At 70.0% G+C, this 2,457-nt stretch carries 3 protein-coding genes; 1 reads left to right on the forward strand and 2 read right to left on the reverse strand.

Going from position 1 to position 2,457, the window contains the following annotated elements:
- Nucleotides 1-58: 58 nt before the first annotated feature.
- Entirely contained in the window at nucleotides 59-1,618 is a 1,560-nt protein-coding gene (locus VFX99_RS03775) for an MFS transporter (protein WP_329664984.1), read from the reverse strand.
- Between the two features lie 67 nt (nucleotides 1,619-1,685).
- Here VFX99_RS03775 and VFX99_RS03780 point away from each other — a divergent pair, with 67 nt between their 5' ends.
- Nucleotides 1,686-2,231 (forward strand): TetR/AcrR family transcriptional regulator, encoded by a 546-nt coding sequence (locus tag VFX99_RS03780; RefSeq protein WP_329664985.1) that lies wholly within the window; start codon nucleotides 1,686-1,688, stop codon nucleotides 2,229-2,231.
- Nucleotides 2,232-2,240: 9 nt separating this feature from the next.
- Here VFX99_RS03780 and VFX99_RS03785 read toward each other — a convergent pair.
- A partial coding sequence (locus VFX99_RS03785; protein ID WP_329664986.1) for a hypothetical protein occupies nucleotides 2,241-2,457 on the reverse strand: 217 nt, incomplete at its 5' end.

Raw genomic sequence — 2,457 nt, forward strand, 5'->3', positions numbered from 1 at the left:
CCTGCGACCGCCCGCGCCCACGCCATCCTGTGAGCGCCCTTCGCGACGAGCCGGCGCGTCAGTGGTCGAGGCGTACCGTCTTGGTTCGGCCACCCAGTGTCACCATCGCGATCACGGCCGCGACGACGATCAGGCCGGCTCCGATCAGCGCCGTCACGCCCACCCCTGCGTCGAAGGCGGATGCCGCGGCATCCCGCAGCGCCTGTCCGAGCGTCGCGTCGAGCGACGACGAGGCGGCGACAGCACCGGCGAGCGTCTCGCGCGCGGCGTCGGCCGCGGCATCGGGCAGGCCGTCGGGAAGGGCGAGGTTCGCGCGGTAGAACGCCGCCAGAAGTCCGCCGATGATCGTCGTCCCCAGGACGGCGCCCAGTTCGTACGCGGTCTCGGAGACCGCGCTCGCGGCCCCCGCCTTCGCGGGCGGGGCGCTGGCCAGTATCAGCTCGTTCGAGACGGTCTCCGCCGCGCCGATGCCGACACCCAGCGAGACGAACGCGACGATCAGCAGCGGCAGCGCCCCGGTGCTCGCCGCGATCGCGACCAGCAGGTACCCGCCGATCGAGAAGACCAAGGCTGCGGGCACCACGATGCGCGGCGCGACGCGGCGGGCGATCGGCACGACACCGATCCCCGCCACGATCATCGCGAGCAGTCCGGGAACGAGGGCGAGCCCGGCCTCGAGGGGCGACAGTCCGACGATCAGCTGCAGGTGCTGTGCCACGAAGTACAGGAATCCGACCAAGCCGACGACGCTCAGCAGGTTGACGAGCACCGAACCTGTGAACGTCGGTCGACGGAACAGCGCCATGTCGAGCATCGGCGTCTCGAGCCGGTTCTGGCGGCGGACGAAGAGAACCCCGAACAGCAGGCCGACCACCGCCAGCGGAGCGGGCAGGAGACTCTCGCTGCCGTGCACCGCGAACTCCTTGATCGCGTAGACGATCGGCACCATCGTCGCGAGCGACAGAGCCACACTGACGGCATCGAACCGGCCGGGATTCGGGTCACGGCTCTCGGGCACGAGGATCGGGACGAGCACCAGCAGCGGCACGAGCACCGGCACAGCCATCAGGAAGACCGAGCCCCAGGCGAAATGCTCGAGCAGGATGCCGCCGACGACAGGTCCCAGCGCAGCGCCCGCAGAGAATGCGGACGCCCAGACGGCGATCGCCAGGCGGCGCTGGTCGCGGTTCGTGAAGATGCTGCGCAGCAGCGACAGGGTCGAGGGCATCAGCATCGCCCCGAACACGCCCATCGCGGCACGCGCGGCGATGAGCCACTCGGCGCTCGGCGCGAACGCGGCCAGAGCGGACACCGCGCCGAAGCCGGCCGCCCCGATCAGCAGCATCCGTCGCCTGCCGAAGCGGTCGCCGAGCACGCCCATCGTGACGAGCAGGCTCGCCAGCACCAGCGGGTAAGCGTCGATGATCCACAGCTGCTGGGTCGCGGTCGGCTCGAGGTCGAGTGCGATCTGCGGCAGCGCGAAGCTCAGCACCGTGTTGTCGACCGAGACGAGCAGCACCGGCAGCATGAGCACGACGAGCGCGGCCCAGCCGCGCCAGCCGACCCGAGTGCTGCTGGCCTCGGCGAGAGCGATGTCTTGAGTGAGTGTCGAAGTCATGATTTATAAACCGTCCAGCCGGTACACTATCAGATGTGAGGAATCGCTGCTGGATAGGCTCGGGGCCATGAGCCGCCCACCCCGCGCCCGTGAGAGCGTGCTCGACGCGTTCGCATCGCTGCTCGTCGACGATGGGGAGCGGGCGGCGACGATGGATGCCACGGCCCGCGGCGCCGGCGTGTCGAAGGGCGGGCTGCTGTACCACTTCGGGTCGAAGGAAGCCCTGGTCGCCGGCTTGATCGAGCGGCTTCGCGAGTTGTCGATCGAAGACATCGAGCAGATCAAGAGTGCGCCCGATGGCGCGATCTCGGCGTTCATGCGCACGTCGATCATGACCGGAACTCCGCTGGATCGCACGATCGTCGCGGTCTCGCGTCTTGCGCAGAACGGTCACCAGGACGCCAGCGACGCGTTGCGCGAACTGCGTGTGCTCTGGGAGGACGCCGTCCGTCCCGAAGCGAGGGACGAGACGGCTCTGCAGCTGGTCATGCTCGTCAGCGACGGGCTCTACTTCAACAACGCGCTTGCGGTCGGCGGTGTGCCGGGGCCCGTGCCCGACGGGGCGGAGTTGAACGCGCTGATCGCGCTCGTGAAGGCGGCGGCGGCGCGCTGACCCGCCGCCCTACACCGCCCGGGTGGAGGCCGCGAGAGCCAGGTTGGCCAGCCACACGCCGACGACGATCGCCGGTACGGACACGCCCAGGGCCAGCGCCCAGTCACCTGCTGACGCGGGCACGGCATCCCGGTCCCCCGACCTCGATCCGATTCCGAAGATGGGCGTCGGGCCGCGCGCGTCGAGGAACGGGCGGTCGCGTGCATTCGTCGTGCCGACCAGCAGC

Origin of the sequence: Microbacterium sp. (assembly GCF_036277215.1) — a bacterium.
Lineage (GTDB): Bacteria > Actinomycetota > Actinomycetes > Actinomycetales > Microbacteriaceae > Microbacterium.